General features: G+C 33.9%; 22 protein-coding genes. 5 read left to right on the top strand and 17 right to left on the bottom strand.

Annotated features, from left to right (window positions below; translation table 11 throughout):
* Window positions 1-7: 7 nt before the first annotated feature.
* Together IMCC3317_RS13375 and IMCC3317_RS13370 are read right to left on the bottom strand one after the other, a co-directional pair.
* Window positions 8-379 carry a hypothetical protein gene (locus IMCC3317_RS13375; protein WP_160130003.1) on the bottom strand — a complete coding sequence of 124 codons (372 nt, stop codon included), beginning with the start codon at window positions 377-379 and terminating at the stop codon, window positions 8-10.
* An 82-nt stretch (window positions 380-461) separates the two neighbouring features.
* Window positions 462-2132 (bottom strand): ABC transporter ATP-binding protein, encoded by a 1671-nt coding sequence (locus tag IMCC3317_RS13370; protein ID WP_160130002.1) that lies wholly within the window; start codon window positions 2130-2132, stop codon window positions 462-464.
* A gap of 218 nt (window positions 2133-2350) precedes the next feature.
* Here IMCC3317_RS13370 and IMCC3317_RS13365 point away from each other — a divergent pair, with 218 nt between their 5' ends.
* The 3 genes from IMCC3317_RS13365 to IMCC3317_RS13355 all read left to right on the top strand — a co-directional run bounded on the left by IMCC3317_RS13365 (window position 2351) and on the right by IMCC3317_RS13355 (window position 8649).
* Window positions 2351-6337 (top strand): immunoglobulin-like domain-containing protein, encoded by a 3987-nt coding sequence (locus IMCC3317_RS13365; protein WP_160130001.1) that lies wholly within the window; start codon window positions 2351-2353, stop codon window positions 6335-6337.
* A gap of 629 nt (window positions 6338-6966) precedes the next feature.
* Entirely contained in the window at window positions 6967-8019 is a 1053-nt protein-coding gene (locus IMCC3317_RS13360) for a ligand-gated ion channel (RefSeq protein WP_160130000.1), read from the top strand.
* Window positions 8020-8058: 39 nt separating this feature from the next.
* The gene (locus tag IMCC3317_RS13355) at window positions 8059-8649 is read left to right on the top strand and encodes a hypothetical protein (RefSeq protein WP_160129999.1); all 591 of its coding nucleotides are present in this window, start codon (window positions 8059-8061) and stop codon (window positions 8647-8649) included.
* Window positions 8650-8893: 244 nt separating this feature from the next.
* Here the strand turns inward: IMCC3317_RS13355 and IMCC3317_RS13350 are convergent, their stop codons facing one another.
* The 10 genes from IMCC3317_RS13350 to hemB all read right to left on the bottom strand — a co-directional run bounded on the left by IMCC3317_RS13350 (window position 8894) and on the right by hemB (window position 16042).
* Entirely contained in the window at window positions 8894-9607 is a 714-nt protein-coding gene (locus tag IMCC3317_RS13350; protein ID WP_160129998.1) for a 3'-5' exonuclease, read from the bottom strand.
* Window positions 9608-9655: 48 nt separating this feature from the next.
* Window positions 9656-9832: a hypothetical protein gene (locus IMCC3317_RS13345; protein WP_174805954.1), complete on the bottom strand. Its 177-nt coding sequence runs from the start codon at window positions 9830-9832 to the stop codon at window positions 9656-9658.
* Between the two features lie 82 nt (window positions 9833-9914).
* The gene (locus tag IMCC3317_RS13340) at window positions 9915-10133 is read right to left on the bottom strand and encodes a class I lanthipeptide (RefSeq protein WP_160129997.1); all 219 of its coding nucleotides are present in this window, start codon (window positions 10131-10133) and stop codon (window positions 9915-9917) included.
* Between the two features lie 105 nt (window positions 10134-10238).
* Window positions 10239-10394, bottom strand: coding sequence for a hypothetical protein (locus tag IMCC3317_RS13335; protein WP_160129996.1), 156 nt, complete (start codon window positions 10392-10394; stop codon window positions 10239-10241).
* A 106-nt stretch (window positions 10395-10500) separates the two neighbouring features.
* Entirely contained in the window at window positions 10501-12270 is a 1770-nt protein-coding gene (locus IMCC3317_RS13330; RefSeq protein ID WP_160129995.1) for a helix-turn-helix domain-containing protein, read from the bottom strand.
* Window positions 12271-12756 carry a methylated-DNA--[protein]-cysteine S-methyltransferase gene (locus IMCC3317_RS13325; RefSeq protein ID WP_160129994.1) on the bottom strand — a complete coding sequence of 162 codons (486 nt, stop codon included), beginning with the start codon at window positions 12754-12756 and terminating at the stop codon, window positions 12271-12273.
* A gap of 215 nt (window positions 12757-12971) precedes the next feature.
* Complete coding sequence (locus IMCC3317_RS13320; RefSeq protein ID WP_160129993.1) at window positions 12972-14045, bottom strand: CNNM domain-containing protein; 1074 nt, start codon at window positions 14043-14045, stop codon at window positions 12972-12974.
* Window positions 14046-14153: 108 nt separating this feature from the next.
* Window positions 14154-14660, bottom strand: coding sequence for a DinB family protein (locus tag IMCC3317_RS13315; RefSeq protein ID WP_160129992.1), 507 nt, complete (start codon window positions 14658-14660; stop codon window positions 14154-14156).
* 14 nt (window positions 14661-14674) lie between these two features.
* Complete coding sequence (locus tag IMCC3317_RS13310; RefSeq protein WP_160129991.1) at window positions 14675-15064, bottom strand: c-type cytochrome; 390 nt, start codon at window positions 15062-15064, stop codon at window positions 14675-14677.
* A 3-nt stretch (window positions 15065-15067) separates the two neighbouring features.
* Window positions 15068-16042 carry a porphobilinogen synthase gene (gene hemB / locus IMCC3317_RS13305; RefSeq protein ID WP_160129990.1) on the bottom strand — a complete coding sequence of 325 codons (975 nt, stop codon included), beginning with the start codon at window positions 16040-16042 and terminating at the stop codon, window positions 15068-15070.
* Window positions 16043-16240: 198 nt separating this feature from the next.
* Here hemB and IMCC3317_RS13300 point away from each other — a divergent pair, with 198 nt between their 5' ends.
* Complete coding sequence (locus IMCC3317_RS13300) at window positions 16241-16579, top strand: type II toxin-antitoxin system RelE/ParE family toxin (protein WP_160129989.1); 339 nt, start codon at window positions 16241-16243, stop codon at window positions 16577-16579.
* A 2-nt stretch (window positions 16580-16581) separates the two neighbouring features.
* Complete coding sequence (locus IMCC3317_RS13295; RefSeq protein ID WP_160129988.1) at window positions 16582-16866, top strand: helix-turn-helix domain-containing protein; 285 nt, start codon at window positions 16582-16584, stop codon at window positions 16864-16866.
* A gap of 17 nt (window positions 16867-16883) precedes the next feature.
* Here the strand turns inward: IMCC3317_RS13295 and IMCC3317_RS13290 are convergent, their stop codons facing one another.
* The 5 genes from IMCC3317_RS13290 to IMCC3317_RS13270 all read right to left on the bottom strand — a co-directional run bounded on the left by IMCC3317_RS13290 (window position 16884) and on the right by IMCC3317_RS13270 (window position 21327).
* Window positions 16884-18110, bottom strand: a complete 1227-nt coding sequence (locus tag IMCC3317_RS13290) for a tetratricopeptide repeat protein (RefSeq protein ID WP_160129987.1) — start codon at window positions 18108-18110, stop codon at window positions 16884-16886.
* Window positions 18110-19402, bottom strand: a complete 1293-nt coding sequence (locus IMCC3317_RS13285) for an ATP-binding protein (protein ID WP_160129986.1) — start codon at window positions 19400-19402, stop codon at window positions 18110-18112. Before IMCC3317_RS13285 ends, IMCC3317_RS13290 begins: the two co-directional genes overlap by 1 nt.
* 29 nt (window positions 19403-19431) lie before the next feature.
* Window positions 19432-19863, bottom strand: coding sequence for a PaaI family thioesterase (locus IMCC3317_RS13280; protein WP_160129985.1), 432 nt, complete (start codon window positions 19861-19863; stop codon window positions 19432-19434).
* A gap of 158 nt (window positions 19864-20021) precedes the next feature.
* Window positions 20022-20927, bottom strand: a complete 906-nt coding sequence (gene hemF, locus IMCC3317_RS13275; protein WP_160129984.1) for an oxygen-dependent coproporphyrinogen oxidase — start codon at window positions 20925-20927, stop codon at window positions 20022-20024.
* A gap of 199 nt (window positions 20928-21126) precedes the next feature.
* On the bottom strand, window positions 21127-21327 hold the full coding sequence (locus IMCC3317_RS13270; RefSeq protein ID WP_160129983.1) for a hypothetical protein: 201 nt from the start codon (window positions 21325-21327) through the stop codon (window positions 21127-21129).
* Between the last annotated feature and the right edge of the window lie 10 nt (window positions 21328-21337).

Here is a 21337-nt window from a genome sequence, read left to right as displayed (position 1 = left end):
ATATATATCAATCTCCAGCACCAAAAGTATTAGATGTTAAGTGATCTTTATGTTTTCTACTGTTTAATAAATGTTTATGACAAGAATCACAAATTACATTAGACACACAAAAAGTCAAAGCATTAGGATCACTATTAAATTTCACAAAAAAGGAAGCATTTTCGTCTCCTGATCCAGGATAAAAATCTTTGAAAACATTCTTTAAAAACTCCAACTCTTCTTTAGTAAGAAGTTCATAATAATTCAAAACAACTTTGAGCCCTTCTTCATCTTGTGAAAGTCCCAATTGTTCAAACTTCTTCTTTAGTTCTGGACTGTTTTCAACCATAGTTAAAAACTCATCAACAGTCATTTCTTTGCAACCTTTATATTCTGTCATAATATTTTTTTAATTCTGAAAGATACAAGATAGTAAAAAGAAAATAATATCATAGCGGCTTGTGCTGAGCGAAGTCGAAGCATCAAATTCCTTTCGGAATCGCATCAATCAATGCTTGTGTATACAATGATTTTGGATTTGCATAAATTGCATCCGCTTCGCCTAATTCTTCAACGCGTCCGTCATTCATCACTAACAATTGATCAGAAATATACTTTACAACTGCCAAATCATGCGAGATAAAAATATAGGTAAAACCAAAATTATCTTTCAGTTCATTCAGTAAATTCAATACTTGTGCTTGCACCGAAATATCTAAAGCAGAAACCGATTCGTCACAAATAATCAACTTTGGTTGCAACGCAATCGTACGCGCAATTCCAATTCGTTGGCGTTGTCCGCCCGAAAACTCATGCGGATATCTTCCATAATGCGAAGCTTCCAAACCAACACGTTCTAGCAACTCTAACACTTTCTCTTTTCGTTCTGTATCATTGGCGTACAAACCGTGCACTTTCATTGGCTCCAAAATAGCATTTCCGACAGGAATTCTAGGGTTTAGAGAGCCAAAAGGATCTTGAAAAATAATCTGAATCTCTTTTCGCAACGCACGAATTTCACGTTTGGATAACTTGGTAATATCTTCACCTTTATATAAAATTTGTCCTGCGGTTGCTTTGTGTAACTGCAAAATAGTATTTCCCAACGTAGATTTCCCGCAACCTGATTCGCCTACCAAACCTAATGTTTCGCCTTCGTATACTAAAAAACTAACGTCATTGACAGCTTTCACTTCCGTAGATTTGCCAAACAGACGCGCATTGCTATAAAATGATTTTGATACATTTTTTACTTCTAATATTGGCGCTTTCGCGTAAATGGTCTCGTGGTGAATTTTACGTTCTTCGTAAGTTACAACCGCATCCGAAACTGTGCCTGCGAGTACATCTTGAATAGTTGGAAGCTTTCGTAGCCGAACATCTAACGAAGGTTTTGATTTCAATAATGCTTTGGTATATTCATGCTGCGGATTGGTAAATAACGAAGTCGTTTCTCCACGTTCCACAATATTTCCTTGATACATTACTACAATAGTATCGGCAATTTCACTGACCAATGCCAAATCGTGCGAGATAAAAATAATGCCCATTTGATTTTCCTGTTGCAATTCTTTTAACAACAAAATAATTTCCTTTTGAACCGTTACATCCAAAGCGGTTGTCGGTTCGTCAGCAATCAGAATTTTAGGTTTACAAGCAATTGCCATTGCAATCATAACACGTTGCTTTTGTCCGCCACTCAATTGATGCGGATACGAATCATACATTTGTGCAACTCTAGGCAATTTTACTTTTTCAAACAATGCCAATACTTCAGACTTTGCAGCTTTCCGAGTACTATATTTGTGTTGTAACAATACTTCTTCAACCTGTTTGCCACACGTCATTGACGGATTTAAAGAACTCATAGGTTCTTGGAAAATCATCGAAATTTCATTCCCGCGTACCCGTTGAAATTCCTTATTTCGAAGTGAAACTAAGTTTTGATCTTCATATAAAATAGCACCAGAAATCTCTGTATGTTTTTTCGGCAATAAGCCTAAAATAGCCAATGAAGAAACTGATTTTCCGCTACCAGACTCGCCAACAATTCCTAAAATTTCATTTGGATGTAACGTATACGAAATTCCATGAATCACTTCGTTTCCTTTAAATGAGATAGTTAAGTTTTGTATATCTAATAGCGAACTCATTATTCAAAAGTACGCAAACGAAATGAATTTAGGATACTGAGAAATAGATAAGATTTTTAGACAAAAGAGTGTATTTCATCGAAAAAAACGATAATTTCATAGAAAATTAGTTAAAATTTAACACTTTGCGGTGTTTTAATGAAAGTCTTTTAAATTTTAATTGATTTTTACGAAAACGTTTTCGTTAAAACTTTTTATAACCAAATAACCAACCAATTATGAAACAAAAGTACTTTTCAATGGGCATATTAGCCCTCGGAATGTTTTTCGCACAAACTTCATTTGGACAAACTGATGCTGAAAAGCAGAAAATAGTAAGCCAATATGATGTTCAGAAACTAGGAGAATTAGAAAACACATTTACAGCGTCACAAGTGCAAGAAAAGCAAAAAGCTGTAAGACTTGCTCAACAAAACGGTTGGGACATTAGAAAAACTCTAGCAGACGGAACTTTAATTGAACTACAAAAAGTTACTCCAGACGGAACGCCTGTATATTACACAACATTTAATGTAGCGGCAGCAAAATCAACACGAGCAGATCATTTAAATAGTGGAGGTTCATTAGGATTGAACCTTATGGGACAAAACATGACTGCACACGTTTGGGATGGTGGTTTGGCAAGAACTTCGCATCAAGAATATGATGGAGCTGGAGGAACGAATAGATTTTCTATTGGTGACGGAACAACAACATTACACTATCACTCAGCACACGTTACAGGAACGATTATGGCTTCTGGAGTGGTTGCGAATTCAAAAGGAATGGCGCCACATGCAAGTGCAGTCGGATATGACTGGAATAGTGATTTAGCAGAAGCAACTTCAGCAGCATCTAGCGGAATGTTAATCTCTAATCATTCCTATGGTTTTAGAGGTGATTTAGTTCCTGATCATTATTTTGGAGGATATATTACAGAATCTCGTGATTGGGATGAAATATTATTCAACGCACCAAACTTTTTAATGGTAGTAGCTGCAGGAAATGATGGAAATCAAAATGGATATAATGGAAGTCCTTTAGACGGAAATAGTTCTTATGATAAGTTAACAGGACATTCTACATCAAAAAATAATTTAGTAGTTGCCAATGCAAATGATGCAAATATTGACGGAAGTGGAAACTTAGTTTCGGTAACCATAAATAGTAGTAGTAGTGAAGGACCAACGGATGATTACCGTATTAAACCAGATATTACTGGAAACGGAACTTCGGTATATTCTACGTATGAAAGTAGTGATACAGCATACAACTCTATTACAGGAACATCAATGGCTTCACCAAACGTAGCAGGATCATTATTATTATTACAACAACATGCTAATAATACAAACGGTTCATTTATGAAAGCAGCAACTTTAAAAGGGTTGGCTTTACATACAGCAGATGACGCAGGATCTAACGGACCTGACGCTATTTTTGGATGGGGATTAATGAATACAAAAAAAGCTGCTGAGGTAATTACAAGTGATGGAAACGAATCTAAAATTGAAGAATTGACCTTGACTTCTGGTCAAACGTATACAATTACTGTTGATTCTGATGGAATAAACCCATTACTAGCATCTATTTCTTGGACAGATCGTGCAGGAACGGCTAATACAACTGTAAACTCTTCAACACCAGTTTTAGTAAATGATTTAGATATAAGAGTTACCAAAAGTGGAACAACACACACTCCGTGGAGATTGACAGGAGTTACGACGAATGGACAAGGAGATAATGTGGTAGATCCGTATGAAAGAGTGGACGTTTCTGGAGCATCTGGAACGTATACAATTACGGTAACAAACAAAGGATCTTTAGTTGGCGGAAGTCAAAACTTCTCACTAATTGTAACTGGATTAACAGGAACACCAGTAGTTTGTAATGCAACTACACCAACAGGAGTTTCAGTAACTGGAGTAACAGATTCGCAAGCAACTGTTTCTTGGACAGCAGTTCCTGCGGCAACATATGACGTACGATACAGAGCAACTGGAAGTTCTACTTGGACAACAAATGCAGTTTCTGGGTCATCTACAACATTAACAGGATTAACATTAACTACACAATATGAAGTGCAAGTTCGTAGCAAATGTACAAGTGGAAACTCGTCATACAGTGCGTCTGTGAACTTTACAACTACGGAAGTACAATTAAATTATTGCGCTTCTAATGGAAATAGTGTAGCCGATGAATATATTAGTAGAGTACAACTTGGAAGTATAGATAATAGCACAGGAGCTTCGGCCGGTGGTTATGCAGATCATACTTCTGTTTCTACTTCTTTAGCAAAAAATACATCACAAACAATTACAGTAACGCCAACTTGGTCAGGAACTGTATATAGTGAAGGATATAGTGTTTGGATTGATTACAATCAAGATGGAGACTTTAGCGATGCTGGAGAACAAGTTTGGACACAAGCTGCTACACAAACAACTCCTGTAAGTGGTTCTTTTACAGTACCATCTTCTGCAACAAATGGAGCTACACGTATGCGAGTATCTTTAAAATATAATGCAATACCAACAGCGTGTGAATCGTTCTCTTATGGAGAAGTTGAAGATTATACTGTAAATATTACAAGCGGAGCAGCTGATACAACATCGCCAGTAATTACATTAACTGGTTCAGCAACGATGAACTTAAACGTAGGAGACTCATTTACAGATCCAGGAGCAACGGCAACAGATAACGTAGATGGAAACTTAACATCAAGTATTGCAGTAACTGGTTCGGTAAATACCAATGCAGTTGGAACATATACATTAAACTACAATGTAAGTGATGCAGCAGGAAACGCAGCAATACAAGTGAGTAGAACAGTAAATGTATCTGATGGAACAGCACCAGTAATTACATTAACTGGTTCGGCAACGATGAACTTAACTGTCGGAGATTCGTTTACAGATCCTGGCGCAACGGCAACAGATAACGTAGATGGAAACTTAACATCAAGTATTGTAGTAACAGGTTCTGTGAATACAAATACTGCAGGAACGTATATATTAAATTATAATGTAAGTGATGCAGCAGGAAATGCAGCAACACAAGTTTCAAGAACCGTAATTGTTACAGCACCTAGTACAGGAAGTTGTTCAGGAGGAATAACATCATTCCCTTATACTGAAGGATTTGAAAATACGTTAGGCGGATGGACACAATCTAGCGCAGATGATATTGACTGGATAGTTGATGCTTCTGGAACACCTTCAAGCAATACAGGACCAGCTAGTGCTTCTCAAGGAACATATTATGTATACGTTGAAGCATCAGGAAGTGCTGGCTTTCCAACAAAACAAGCGATTTTAAATTCTCCTTGTTTTGACTTAAGTGCAGCAACGCAAGCTACATTCGATTTTAAATATCACATGTATGGAGCAGCTGATATGGGAAGTATTTTATTGGAAGCAAGTGATGACAACGGAGCTTCATGGACATCCTTATGGAGCCAAACAGGAAATAAAGGAAATTCTTGGTTATCTGCAAGTGTAGATTTAGCAGCATATGTTGGTGGAAGTGTACAACTACGATTTAACAGAACTACAGGTTCTACTTGGCAAGCAGATATTGCAATAGATGATGTAAGCCTTACTACAAGTGGTGGCGGAACTTCATGTTCTGATGTTTCCTTATCAATTACTTTTGATAATTATCCTGAAGAAACAAGTTGGGAAATTACAAATAGTGGAGGAGTCGTTGTTGCTTCAGGCGGAACATACGCTTCTCAAGCAGACGGATCAACATTAAATATTGCTGTTGGTTGTTTAGATGATGGATGTTATGACTTTACTATTACAGATGCGTATGGTGATGGAATTTGCTGTTCTTATGGAAATGGTTCGTTTACACTTACAAATAGTACTAGTGGAGCAACCTTAGCTTCAGGCGGTTCATTTACAACATCTGAAACTACAAACTTCTGTTTGGTAGCTACAACGTCTACGAACGATACACGATATGCAACAACTAGCGATGATACTCTTGGAGCATCGTTTGAAGTTCAGATTTATCCTAATCCTGTAAAAGGAGGCGTATTAAATGTTAGAACGTTGGAAAATGATGCAAATTATACCATAACTAACATCATGGGACAACAAGTAGCGAAAGGAAAAATTGGTTCTGGAACTATTAATGTTGAAAGATTACAAAGTGGAGTTTATATGATTCAAATCGAAGCAGAATCAAAAACTGTAACGAAGAAGTTTATTAAAGAATAATACCCAAACTAGTAAATAAAGAATGCTTAAAAGCCCAAACATGTAATGTGTTTGGGCTTTTTCATTCCTGCGTAGGCAGGAATCTGTAGTGTTTCAGAGTAGATTTCCATTTTCATGGGAATGATATTTTTTACTGCACATTCATAAATTCTGAATTAACTATTTTCAGCGTAAGCTTTATTTAAGTTTTAAAATGACTAAGCGTATAACAATAGCATAAGATTTAATTAACCTGAATTCGATATAAAATTTTCAGCATATTTTTAAAATAAGTGCTAAGTATTTGATTTTCGTTTTCTTTGTTCGCACAAAGAAAAGAAACAAAAGAAAGTGCGCTTTTCCAGAGGTATTTTTAGTTTTTCTTTTTGAAAAAAACTAAAACCGCATGAATTTTTCTAAATTTTCTCCAAGGATTCGAAAATTCTTAACGAAAAATCCCTGCTATACTGCGGAAAAGACAAAAAAAACACTCTGAAATTTTATATCGAATTCACGTTAATTATCATAAAACTCTCAGAAATTCTTGTTAGAGATGCGTTTGTAAAAGCCTACTTACGAAAATTTGCAAGAATTTTTTATTAAATATGTATTTACTAAATTTAGTGTTTAAAACACACAACAATTACTAAATGAAATTTCCCAAAAGTATCCTTTGCATCTTTATATTGTTCGTATCTGTACAATTATTTGCAAGGCAGCATCACACTATTTCAACAGAAAAAGAACCGTTGGAAGTTTCTGTTAACTTACGGATTAATAAAATTTACAATATAAATTCGGTACAGGAAACGTATCAAATTGACGGTTATTTTATGTACACTTGGAAAAATGAAGAAGCCATATCTTATCTTAAAGACTCCACGGCAAATTCAATAGTTTTTGAAAATGATAAAGCACGAGAACTCATAAATAGCGACTTATGGATTCCTGCATTCGAACTTATAAATGTTCAAGGCAGTAGAGAAGTGCCAAATATTCGTATTGAAATTTATTCTGATGGAATTATCGAATACGAAGAACGTTTTTTTGCCACATGCAGCACAAATATGGATTTTAAGAAATTTCCTTTCGATTCGCAAGTGTACCAAGTGGCTATTGAGGCGTTTTCTTATGGGAGCAAAAAAATTGTTTTTACGAATCCTAAGTTATTTCTAGAAAAAGATCACGAGGACTATCTTGGAGAAGATTGGGAGTTTGTAAATAGTGATGCACATGTTGTAACAAAAACCTATAAATACATGGATGACAGTATAAATTCTGAAAAGAATTCATACTCCAGAGTCATCTTTGAAATCAAAGCGCAAAGGCTTTCCGGATATTACGAATGGCAGGTACTATTTCCATTGTTGATTATCATTTTGGCATCGTTCTCTATTTTTTGGATCAAAGAATTTGGATCTCAAATTGGTGTCGGATTTACGTTAATGTTAACGGTTGTTGCGTTTAATTTCTATTCTGCATCCATCTTACCAAAACTTCCGTACAATACCTTTATCGAATACGTAATTATTGTGGGTTATATTTTTATCTTTTTAGGGATAGTAGCCGTGATTATAAATCATAGAATTAATGGAGAAGAAGATAAAGGAGATAAAATTCCGCTACTAAAATACTTTAGGTATTTGTTTCCAATTGTATATGCTCTTATAATGATTGTACTTTATATGTCATTAATTGTGTAGATAGTTTGTTTTGGATGTCTTTTCAAAAGAATTTAGATCATGAAATATAAATTGATTAAAATATGTAAGTGTGGAAATAGGGATGAAATTAGATTTACAAAACGAGAAGCTGCATTTGATTTATATGACACGAAGGAAGTTTGGGATTCCAAATGCTCAAAATGTGGCGAAAAAAAATGGCTTTCGTCACAAGTAACTAAGCCAGAATTTGATAAAGAACTAATGCTGGAATGGGGAAACAATATTGATTTATTTTTTGAAGAACAGGACGAAGAATTAATGTTAGCTGAAGAAAAAAATATAGATTTAATTTTAGATATAATAGATAATCATAAAATTCTTGACCACAAGCGCATTATTTTAGTGGAAGTTCTTTGTGTACTCATCTATGACAATTCAGGTGAATTGATAGATAAAGAAATAAAGTTAAAGGAAGTTGAAAATCGATCTAAAATGGCTGCTAGAGTCGCCAATGAATTAAAGTCAAGAAAAAAATTAGTCCTTCTTGCCGAAAGTTGGATTATGGATTATATCAAAGAAAGAGCATTTCCAAAAATAGGTTTAAAATACTCAGAAACTAACAACGGCAAATCAAGTTTTTGGTCTAAATTGAAATATTACTTTCAATAAATTACCTGTGCGTTAATACCAAATTGTCATTGCGAATGAAATGAAGCAATCTGTTGAATTTAGTCACAGATTACTTCAGAATGAAAAATTATTCGTAATGATGTTCTTCAGGGCTTTTCGATCAGCTTTATTTATTTTCATCTAACAATCTAACAATCTAACAATCTAACAATCTAACAAGTCTAAGCAAGTCCAAAAGCGCAGCGACCTAACACCTAACACCCAAAAACCCAACATACCAAAACTACACATGCAAAACTTCATCATCATCTAACAAACGTTCATTTCGGAGTCTGAGTAAAATCTGCGCGACAGCGATCACATCTTTTTCACAATACACAATAATACGATCAATATTATTTTCTTCGTAAAAAACATCTCGAACTTGACTTCCATCAATATCATCTTTTGGCGAAGGAATTCCTAAAATTTTTGTCATCAACTTTAAAGAAGTATAATGTTTATAATCGCCAAATTTCCACAATTCTAAGGTGTCTAAATGTGCAATCTCCCAAGGTTTTTTCCCGAACAAATTCAACTTAGAAGGCAATGTAATTCTGTTAATAATCATTCTGCGCGCGATGAATGGAAAGTCAAATTCTTTTCCATTATGCGCACACAACACATGATGCGGTCTGTTAAAGTGTGATTCTAAAAGTCCTTTAAACTCTTGGAGTAAGTGTTCTTCTTCGCCATAAAAAGAAGTCGTTCTAAAATTTCGGATATCGCCTTTATTGGAAAAATACCCAACAGAAATACAGATAATTTTTCCAAACTCTGCCCAAATTCCGGCACGATCATAAAATTCTTCAGGTGTAAACTCATCTTTGCGTTTATACACCGTTTTTTGTTCCCAAAGTGCTTGTTCTTCTGCATCCAAATCATTAAAATTAGGATGTTCAGGAACCGTTTCTATATCTAGAAACAACACATGTTCCAGGTTCATTTTTTGTAACATAAGTCTTTATTTTAGCACGTTAAAAAGGGTAAGTTTTTGGTCTGTGTACTAATAAGACATTGCTTTTTCGCGTTTTTTAAGTTTCTCTTTATAAAACGACTTTTCAGCAATATATAGGGTTTTAATGACTTCTGCAAAAATTTGTGCGTTGTCATTCTTCAAATACGTTATTTTTTCAATAGTAATTTCATGTTCGGTTTGTACATTCTTTACTTTTAAGTCCAAATATAAAAAAACCGTCTTAGATAAAAGACGGTTTTAGAAACATCAATAAATTTAGTGTGTGTTTAGTTCTCAAAAAATAAATTTAATTACGATTTTCATTTTCGCAAGGATAGTAACTAGGATTGTATGGACATCCGATGATAGTTCCTGGAATTCCTAAAGTATCTGTATCCGTAGTTGTGTCACAATCATTGGAACACACAAATGCACTTCCTCCTTTTATCTGACGCACAGAATTTACATTAAGCACAGAAATAGCGGACTTACTAATAGACAATTTTTTTACATTCTTTTTTTTCATGATTTAAATTTTTAATGATTAAATATGAATCAAACTTAGCGATATAAAATCTGGAAATTAGCGTGAAAACTAGCCTTATAGTATCATTTTATAAAATGAAATCTTTTAAAAATCCTGTGCGCAGGTGTATTCGCCAAGGCTTTGATGACTATAAATGGTGTTAAATTCTGTTCCGCCTTTTAAAGTATCAAACAGAACAATAGATTTTTTGTTTAGCGTCAATTTCTTAATTGAAGCACGTTTTTTTTGTGTATTTTTCATGGTATATTGGTTTAAATATGACAACTAAAGTAACTCTTCTTGTATTTGTAAACCAAAGAAACGTAGCGTCATTTTATAAAATGACACATACGTTTACATAAAGAAATTAATGATTTTTATTCAGCGTAGCGATGTATTCGGACGGATTTAATCCAGCGTATTTTTTAAAAGCCCTAGAAAACGTTAATGTGCTATTATACCCAAACTCTTCGGCCAACGCAGCAATTGCATACTTTCTAAATGTTTTATTCTCTTTAAGCGTTACTACTGCATGATTGATTTTTAACTGGTTCATATATTCCTTAAAATTCTTTGCTTTGTAATGATTAATAATCGCAGAGAGATAAGACGTATTTGTTCCAATTTTTTGAGCTGTCTGACTTAAATCATACAATTTATCTAAAAAGAAATGTTCTTGTTCCAAACGATTTAGTTTGTCTAATATAATCTGTATCGTTTGCTCATCAATTTGAAGATGCTGTTGTGACTTTTTAGTTACAGTAATATTTTTATGTTCTTCTAACAACGTCATCTTATGCATTAAAGCACCGAACGCTTGTTTTCCTTTTTTAATTTTCCTTTTATAGAACAGATATCCAATACACAAGAGTATAATTAATATGATTGCTGCAATCATAAAAAGCGAAGATCGTTTTTGAAGAATTTGATTGAGTAATTTTAAGTTTTTAGACTCATACTCGTTTTCAAGTTGATTTAAAATATGAATCTCTTGAAGATTAAAAACCTGATCGTATCGTACTCTGTATTTTTCATCATAAATGGTAGCTTCTTCATACTGTCCTAATTTTTTATAACTTTTAATCAATACTAAATACGCGTCTAAAAGATTTCGTGTAGATGAAAATTGATATCTATTTTCATATCCTTTAATGGCATTCTTTCCAAAAGAAATTGCTTGTACATAATTACCTTTTTTCAAATAACACTTTCCTCTAAACAAATCGCATTCAAGCGAAAAACTATTGATGTTTAATTCATCTTTAATTATTTGAGCTTTATCAAAATAATCTAAGGAAAGATCAAAGTGATTTTTATAGAAATAAATAATTCCTTGATTAGTTAATAAATGCCCTTTTAGTTTTTGATGAAATCTATTTTTTTTGTCAGGTATGTTTTTTTCATTTAGAATTTCTTCATTTTTGGCAATTCCTAGTTTGGTATATTTTAAAGCTTCTTCGAATTCCTTTAAACGTCTGTGAGCTGTGGCAATATTCAGTATAGTAGCTATATACTCGGTATCATAATCATTATAAGAAGCATAGGTTTTTTTATTAACTTGTTCTAAAATAGCTAAGTTTTCTTGATGCAATTTCAGCGCTTCTTCAAAATCGGCAGTTTCAGATTTTATATTAGCAATATTAGAAGTAAGCGAAACTTTTAAATCATTCAAATTATATTTTGCAATTGTATCAAGTGCTTTAGAATAACATTCATAAGCATCATTGAGCCGTTGCATATCCAATAAACTCTGACCTTTATCTTTTAAAAGAAGAACAATTTCTTTAGCATGTTGCTTACCATATTTTTTTAAATAAGCCAATCCGCTATCATAAAATGCAATCGCTTCTAGATACTTATTCTCATGATATTTAATTTTCCCTAAACCTGAATAGGCTTCAAAAACAGCATAGACTTGCTTTTTTTCAATTGCTTTTTTAAGATATACTTGTAAATATTGTTCAGCTTCAGGATCTTCTTTATCGGTGTAAAAAGAAATGTTATCTTTCAGTTGAGACATTGATAAATTATCAAGTTTGGCTGATACTTTAGGATTTTGAAACGCAAAGCATATAAAAGTGCTAAAGAAGATTCCAGCCAAACATAAAAAAAGCTTTTTAGGTGTTGTAGTATTCATTTAAAAAAGAGATTGTTGTTTAGCAGGACTTTCGTGCGCTAGCAACCACTTTTTGCGCCACAATCCGCCAGCATAGCCAGTAAGCGAGCCGTCACTTCCAATAACTCTATGACACGGCGTTACAATCCACAATGGATTTTTCCCATTTGCCGAAGCTACTGCACGAATTGCTTTTACATTGCCCAAACGCTTCGACAAATCTAAATACGAACATGTTTTTCCAAAAGGAATTTCGTTCAAGCCTTTCCATACTTTCTGTTGAAATTCGGTTCCTTTTGGAGCTAGTGGAAGTTCAAAATTGGTGCGTATTCCATCAAAATATTCGTGTAATTGTGTGACACAATCTTGAAGTATTTCAGGAATTTGTTCAGAATCCGTAAACGTTGTAGTAGCATCCAACACAGAAATTTCAAGAATATCAGTATCGTCAGAAACAATTCTTGCAATCCCCAAAGGAGTTTTTATATGTGCTGTGTATGTATTCATGAAACTAAAAAGTGTATTTCATCGATAAAGTGATTAAAAAGACAGATAAAGCGCGTTTTTTTTATAAGTTTGTCACGCCCGAAATCTAATCATGAACTCAGTTCACTCTCATTTTTTTAATTATGAGTTTATGGTGAAAAATCAGCATACAGAAAGTTGTTAGTAGTTGGAAATTTTAACTAAAATACACCAACGATAAATACACCCAGACGGATTTATTCTTCTGGGTTATTTTTTTCTATCAAGCCTAATTTCTTAGCTCTATTCTCCCAGCTTTTACGTGCCAATTGTTGCAAATCGGCAACGTTATCACTTTCATCCATAATTTCTAAACCAAGCAAGGTTTCAATCACATCTTCTTGACTTACCAAACCACTTACCGAACCGTATTCATCTACAACCAACGCAATATGTTCGCGCTGTTCAATAAGTTGCTCAAACAATTCTGGAATTGGTAAATTACGTTCAGTTACTAATAATTCTCTTCTAATAGATTCTAACGGTTCTTCGCCTCTTCCGTGAATAATGGCTTCCATTATTTTATCTTTCAAAACATATCCAGAAATATCATCTTCTTTTGCTCCATGTATGGGAATTCGAGAGAATTTCAAATTCGGATTTTCATCAAAAAACTGTTGAATCGTTTTATCAGAAGCAACAATTTTTAACACAGATCGCGGCGTCATCACATCTTTCACTAAAATATCTCTAAAACCTAATAAGTTGCGAATCACTTTACTTTCCGATTCGTGAAAAACACCTTTGTCGGTTGCAATTTCCGTCATTGCGCTAAAATCTTCTCTACTCAATACACTTCCGTGACCTTTACTTCCAATAATTTTTGTGAACAATTGTAAAACCCACAGAATTCCAGTGTATTTTAAAATCGTTACCATAATTCCAAGCGTTTTTGTGGTAAAATTTGCCAACTGTCTCCAATACGTAGCGCCAATTGTTTTTGGAATAATTTCAGAAGTAACTAAAATCAAAATTGTCATCACAGAAGACACAATAAATACGCCGTAACCTTCGTCATTAAATATCTTTTTTGCTTCTGCACCAACCATAATTGCACCAACTGTGTGCGCAATTGTATTCAACGTAAGAATCGCGATTAACGGTTTATCTACGTCTTTTTTAAGTTCTTTTAAAGCATCTGCATATGGTTTTCCTTCCTTCTTTTTAATGTTTACAAACGTTGGTGTAACGCTCAAAAGTACAGCTTCCAAAATGGAGCATAAAAACGAGAAAAAAATAGAAACTACTCCGTAAAGTATTAATAGTGTCATGTTTATTTAAAAATTGGATGTAGCGAATTTAGAGAATATTTTGGTCAATCTTAAACTATCCGAGTTGAATCCATAAAATTTACTACGATTTACTTAGGCGGATTTTAACTACCAACCACGATATGTTGGCGGTTTTATGTCGTTGAGGTTCAAATACACGATGAGTTGTCCTCTGTGATGTGTCACATGATCTTGCAGTAAATTCAAGATTTGCAATTTCGTTTTTTGACCTGCAAAAAATTCTACCAACTCTTTTAAATCTTCTGGAGTTGCAGTTTTTATAATTGTTGCTGTATTGTCAAAAGATGTCTTCATGGCTTCAATCACTTCCGCTTTTGTAGGGTATGTTACTTTTATATTTTCAAGTGTTGCTTTCGCGAAATACCGATTGCTCAACCAATCCATATTCTGTTTTATATGCAATAACTGCTCTTTAAATGTCTTTTGACGTTCGGTTGGTTTATAATCATACTTATCTTCAGGCATTGCTTCTGCCATTTCTACTAAATAATCTTTAGAGTTCTCCCATTTTTCCAAAAAAGCTGAAATTGGTGTGTCTTGCGCTTTCGCGAATGAACTTACGAAAATGACTAGAAGAAATATGTGTTTTTTCATAATTGATAATTTGGTTAGTGTGTATATGAGAGAATATTTTTAATATCGGCATCAGTTAGGTTTGGAAACGGATTGCACTTATAACCTCGTTCTCCAGAATATTTAATTTCCCCTGAAAAATCATTTTTCATAAACTTTATAATGTCTTCCGCAGAATAGCGTTCGTTAATACTTCGTAATAGCGGACCAGTAGATTGCGCGTCTAATTTATGACAAGCAGCACAATTTGCGTTAAATAAGCTTCTTCCTTTTTTTGCTTCTTCAGAAGAATCTAGAGAAGGAGTTCCACAGATAAAAATTGGTTGTGAAGCGTACGTTTTTTCTTGTTCTTCAATATTTATAAATACCAATAAAGCCATTCCAGCAATGGTAATTAATATAAATATGGAAAAAGCAACTTTCATCGTTTACGATAATAATTTAATCACATCTTTAGCAAAATAACTCGCAATGACATCTGCGCCAGCACGTTTAAATGCCATAATCGATTCCATCATAACTTCATCATGGTTGAGCCAACCTTTTTCAGCCGCAGCTTTAATCATTGCATATTCGCCACTAACTTGATAGACCGCAACAGGAACATCAAATTCATTTTTAATTTCTCGCACAATATCCAAATACGCCATTCCAGGTTTTACCATCACAATATCGGCGCCTTCATCAATATCCATTTCAGTTTCGCGCATGGCTTCATGCCGATTTGCAGGATCCATTTGGTAGGTTTTTTTATCGCCAAAACCAGGAGCAGAATCGAGTGCATCACGAAAAGGTCCGTAAAAAGCAGACGCGTATTTTGCGCTGTAACTCATAATGCCAACATCTACGAAACCTTCATCTTCTAACGCTTCACGGATGCTTAAAATTCGTCCGTCCATCATATCACTTGGCGCCACAATATTAGCGCCAGCTTCCGCATGCGAAACGCTCATTTCAGCCAAAACTTCAATCGTATCGTCATTGATAATTTTTCCTTCTTCCACAATTCCATCATGACCAAAAGAAGAATACGGATCGAGCGCAACATCTGTCATAATAATTATATCAGGACAGGTATTTTTGACGGTTTTAATAGCGCGTTGCATCAAACCATCTGCATTTAAAGCTTCTGTTCCTTTGTTATCTTTTAAATTATCGGGCACTTTTACAAACAGCAAAACGGAGCGCAAACCTAAACTCCAAAGCAATTTTACTTCAGTAACTAATGTATCTAAACTATGTCGGTAATAATTTGGCATGGACAGAATTTCTTCTTTGATTCCTTTGCCTTCCACCACAAAAAGTGGCACTAAAAAATCGTTTGCTGTAATTATATTTTCTCTGACCAAACCGCGAATCGCAGCATTGGCACGTAAACGTCTATTTCTTCGAAGTGGGAACATATTTTTTGTTTGAAAAGTAACTTGTGCAAAGATACTAAATTATAAAGTGAATGTTAAATTAATAGAATTCTATGAAACAATGGGAATATCAGAAAATTAGAAAGAAATGATTTGTAAATGGTTTTATTTTTATGTCCAAATAATCACGTTTAATAAAAATTTTCTATTAAATTGTAACTAATTAGTTACATTTGTACTATGAGAGAAATCGATATTGCAGAAGAATGTTTGGAATTTATCGACAGTCAAGAAGAGAGAGTTGCATTGAAATTTTTTCAACTTATTGAAGTTATCAGTGAAATTAAAGTGATTAATTCCAATTTTCTGAAAAAACTGAAATCAACACAATTTTATGAATTGCGAATTAAATCAGGAAACGAATATCGAATTGTAATCTTTGCTATTGACCACCTGAATTTTTCAGAATGTAAAAAAGCAATTTGCTTGTATGGATTTCAAAAAAAAGGAACTAAAGATTATAAAAAAGCAATTAAACAAGCAGAAAAAATACTGGAGAATTATTTAAAAGAAGAATAATTATGGGAAAATCAATAAACGCAAAAGAATTAATTGCAAAACGTTATGGGAAAAAAGGCACGGAAAAACGTGAAGCGTTTAGAGAAGGTGCTTTTTCCTATTATTTTGGAGAAATTATAAAGAATCGCAGGAAAGAATTACACATGACTCAAGAACATCTAGCAGAAAAAGTTGGAAAGAAAAGGCCGTATATTTCTAGAATTGAAAACGGAGAAGACATTAGATTATCTAATTTTGCTTTACTTGCAAACGCTTTGGGACTAACAATTCAGTTGACAGTTGAATAAAGTTGTATATAAATTCTTTAAGAAATAAACCCGGAAATCCACGTATACACAACCATCATTCCTAAAACGATTGCGCCGTTGAGCATAATGTCGTTGGTAAAAAACACGCCAAAAAATCCTACGCAAATCATCGCGATTCCGTAAAAAAGTCCAATCAATCTTGTTCTTTTTTGTTCTCTTAAAAATGATCCCGGCAATGGTAATAACGCACAGAAAAAGGTTAATCCCCATAACATATACAGTTCATTTCCAAACGTGAAATAGGCGCCAACTGCCAAAATTCCTGCTAATGCCAATCCGCCAAAAGCGTATCCACTATATTTTTGACGGTCTTGTAATAAATATTTTCCGTACGAATCGGCTAATAAAATGGTGTTGGATAAGGGTTCCATAATCCATCCGCCAAGGACAAAAAGTAAATACACAATAACTAACGGAATTACTAAAAACGTTAAGTCAGATGCTTGTAAAACTACAATTCCTATACGATATGCAATATATAAACCAATGATGAAAATCCATTGATTTCGAGACGATTGATTGCTCATCCAAAAGGCATATTTTAGATACCATTTGTATAAAAAGTTCTTCGATTTTAAAGCCGTTGTCATTCCTTCACGTGCGTATTGCATGTTTGGATTCAGTTGTAACGCTTGTTTAAAATGATGCAACGCTTTCTTGGTATTGCCATTTTCCAATGCAACCCAACCGACATTTGCGTGCGCATAATCGTCTTCTGCGTTGTCGTATAAAATATGTTCAACAGTTTCTTGAGCTTCTTCTTTTCGGTTTAATTTTGTCAATAATCGTGCGCGAAGATTTAGACACGCTGCATTTTTCGGATCGAGTTGTAAGCCTTGATTCACAAAATCTAACGCAGGTTCAAACTTTTTGTTTGCCATTAATAACGCGCCTTTAAACGCAAAATAATCTGCTTGATACGGATCTAATGCAATACTTTGATTGATTAAATTTAACGCTTCTGAAGTTTTATCTAAACGTGACGCAATTTGTGCTTTTATAAAAAATAAATTTCCTTCGTTTGGTGATTCTTGCAATAACTCATCTATAATTTTGGATGATTTATCATATGCATCAATATTAAAAAAACAAAGTGCCAAATAATACTTGCTTGCATAATTGTAAACACTTTCCGAAATCGCTTGATTTAGAACAGGAATTGCTTCTTTAAAACGTCCTAATTCGAACAATTGTGCGCCTCTTAAATGACTTTTAGATTCCATTATTTTTTGATTTTTAAATATGCTAAAATATCATCGTACAATCCGCTATCATTTGCATACAACGCGTAGTTTTTAGAAGATACAAACCATTCTTTAGTGCTTGGTTTTACTTTTTTGATTGCTTTTAAAATGTCTTTCGTGCTTAGTGGTTTTGGAATTCCGTCTTTAAAAGAAGCTTCCAGTTTTACTTCAATAGCAACATCAATTGCTGCCTGAATATCTGCGCCCGAAAATTCTTTTGCCGCTTTTGCCAATGACATATAATCAATGGTTTCTGTTGGTTTTTCTTTGAGATGAATGTTAAATATTTCCGCTTTTGCTTCCACATCTGGTGGCGAAACAAATATGATGCGATCAAAACGTCCTGGACGACGAAAAGCTGGATCTAAATGCCAAGGAGCATTCGTAGCGCCAAGCACTAAAATTCCGTCGTTATCGGCGTCAATTCCGTCCAATTCCGCTAGAAACTGATTAATAACAGACCTTCCTGAAGTTTTATTTACATCGTTTCTATTCGCGCCAAGCGCATCAATTTCATCAATAAAAATGACGCACGGTGTATTTGCGCGCGCAGTTTCAAAGATTTCATGTAAGTTTTTCTCTGAACTTCCAATCCACATATCCAAAATATCGTTGATTCCAATACTGATAAAATTCGCGTCAATTTCGCCTGCAGTTGCACGTGCAATATGTGTTTTTCCGCAACCTGGCGGACCGTATAATAAAATTCCGCCACCAATTTTTTTACCGTACGCTTTGTATAAATCTTTATGTTCTAATGGTTTTATGATTTTGAGATCAATTTCCTTTTTGATTTCTTCCATTCCGCCAATACTGGCAAAATTTGTCGTTGGTTTTTTTAGAAAAGATAAACCATCTTCATCAACAAAATCTGGTTCGCGCGTTGTGTTTACTTTTAATACATTGTCAAAATCTTCATTTTCATAAGATGGATCAAGCTCAAGTAATTCTCTATATGTTTCTTGCGCGTCGCTGTAATTTTCTTGATTTATTTGACAATAACATAACAATTCTAAAAACTTTCGATCTGATCGTACTTTTATAATTTCTTCCAACAAAACTTCGCAAGCTGTAATTTTTTGCTGCTTGTAAAAACAACTAGCCAATTCATATTTTGCTTCTATGTGATTGCTATCTAAATCAATAATTTGAATAAAATGTTGTTCCGCTTCAGCAAAACTTCCTTGTTGCATAAACAATTTGGCAATTTGAAGTTTGAGTGGAATATTATTTGGAGAAAATTGTAATGCTTCTAGTAAACTTTCTAACATTTGTTTAATTTTTTGTAAGATAAACACTTTTATTTATAACCAATTTCTTCCGTTAATGAAATATTGCTTTTGGTAAAATTTCCTGTCCCAAAAGCTATTTCCCGGCCTTTTTCGTCGACCAAACTACTTTCGGCAACAAATAGATTTCGCGATTTGAATTTCAGCTTTCCTGTTGCAGTAATTACGCCTTGGCTTACAGGTCTAGTAATGTTAATGTTGAATGAAGTTGTTAATAAAAATACATCTTTTATAATAGAACTTACGGCAAAAAAAGCGGCATCATCCAATAGTTTGAAATATACCGAACCGTGAATCGCGCCAAGCGCATGAAAATATTTGGAATCAATTGTCAACTTTATTTCTGCAACTTCATCTTCAATTTTTATTTCTGTGGTTTCATAGAGTTGTGTATTCATATTTGCTGCCAAATACATTCGCTCTAATTTTTGGTAATGTTCCATTGTATAAAATTAGTGAATTCTTCGTTGTTGTTTGCCACGAATACACGAATATTGTCATTACGAGAAATTCTTAATTTCGAAGTAATCTTTAGATTAGCAACTTAAATTCAACAGATTGCTTCATTTCATTCGCAATGACCATTGTTAGCTAATCATACTTACAAAACCCAATCTTTCGGATTCATCAAAACCTCAATCAGTTTTGCTTCTTCACTTCCAATTTCAGGATGATGATTGTATTTCCACTGCACTGTTGGCGGCAAACTCATTAAAATACTTTCAATGCGTCCGTTAGTTTTTAAGCCAAATAAAGTTCCTCTGTCATGAACCAAATTGAACTCAACATATCGTCCGCGACGTACTTCTTGCCAATCTTTATGATTTTGTGTGTATTCAATATTTTTTCTGCGTTCTACAATTGGCACATAACTTTCTAGGAAACTGTTTCCAACTTCAGTTACAAAGTCAAACCGATCTTGCATGGAAAATTCGTCCGTTTCTTTTAGGTAATCAAAAAATAATCCGCCAACGCCACGCGCTTCGTCACGATGTGAATTCCAAAAGTAATTGTCACAGGTTTTTTTATGTGTTGGATAAAATTCCGGATGATGTTTGTCACACGCCGTTTTACAAACTGTATGAAAGTGTGTTGCATCTTCTTCAAACAAGTAATATGGCGTTAAATCTTGTCCGCCACCAAACCATTGTGTGACAACATTTCCTTCCTTATCATACATTTCAAAATAACGCCAATTGGCATGAACTGTTGGAATAAATGGATTTTTTGGATGCAATACTAAGCTCAATCCGCATGCAAAAAAATCGCCTTGTTCCACGTTGAAATTTTTTCGTAATGCTTCTGGAAGTTCGCCGTGAACTGCCGAAATATTAACACCACCTTTTTCAAAAATTGCTCCATTTTCAATGACACGCGTTCGTCCGCCGCCGCCTTCTGGACGTTTCCATAAGTCTTCTTCAAAGGTTGTTTTTCCATCAACTTTTTCTAGTGTTGATGTAATAGTGTCTTGTAATTGATGAATATAATTGAGAAAAAGATCTTTCATTGTTTTCGCCTTAATTTAAATAATTTTGGTGCTTTTTTGAGTTATACCAAATAATGTTTAAAACGATTTTAAACGGTCATTTTAAATTTTAATTTGGTATTATACAAAGATACTTTTTCTGTAGAAATAATATACAATACGTTTTTAACAAAAAAGAAGAAACCATTGCTGATTTCTTCTTTTATATAGACTTCTTTTTTTAGTTAAAACCATCACATTTTGGATAACCATTACATGACAAGTTACAACTGTTTCGTTCGCTTGGACAAGCGGCTCCAGGACAACTATCCGTTGGTGCTTGTAAAGGTTCACGACCACCATTAATTATTTTTTGAACTTCTTTTTCTAATGAGACAATTGTGTTTTTACCTAAATTTAATTTCGCTTTACTTTTTTTCATATTATTTATA

This window comes from Kordia antarctica (genome assembly GCF_009901525.1).
GTDB lineage: Bacteria > Bacteroidota > Bacteroidia > Flavobacteriales > Flavobacteriaceae > Kordia > Kordia antarctica.
The sequence above is the reverse complement of the archived record's forward strand: the minus strand, read 5'-3'. Positions and strand labels throughout refer to the sequence as shown.